The sequence below is a fragment of the Cupriavidus sp. 05N39 genome (genome assembly GCF_056397325.1).
In genome coordinates, this window is record NZ_JBFTNE010000402.1 from 1 (window position 1) to 370 (window position 370).

Genomic DNA, 370 nt, shown 5'->3' on the forward strand with positions numbered 1-370 from the left:
GGACACGGTCATTCGCTGATCGGGACGTCGCTCAGTACGCCGCTGACCGGATCGAAACGCAGCACGGCGTGGGCGTCGGTCTCGGCGATCCACACCGCGCCACCGCCCAGGGCCAGGCCGGCCGGCCCATGCAGGCGGCGCGGCAGTTCCAGCGTGCTCAGTTCACCGCCGCCCAGGCGCAAGGTGCGCAGGCGCCCGTTGCCCGCATCGGCGATCCACAGCAGGGGGGCGTCCGGGCTCAGGGCGATCGCCTGCGGGTGCTGCAACTGCGCCAGCGCGCGCGGGCCATCCTGTTCGCCGAACGACCACAGGCCCTGGCCGACCAGGGTCTGGACCAGGTCGCCGCGCAGCTGCATCGCCCGGATCGACG

General features: G+C 73.2%; 1 protein-coding gene. It reads right to left on the reverse strand.

Annotated elements, in window-relative coordinates:
* Positions 1–8: 8 nt before the first annotated feature.
* Positions 9–370 (reverse strand): hypothetical protein (locus AC1DN0_RS41905; RefSeq protein WP_477146730.1); only part of this gene is annotated, 362 nt, incomplete at its 5' end.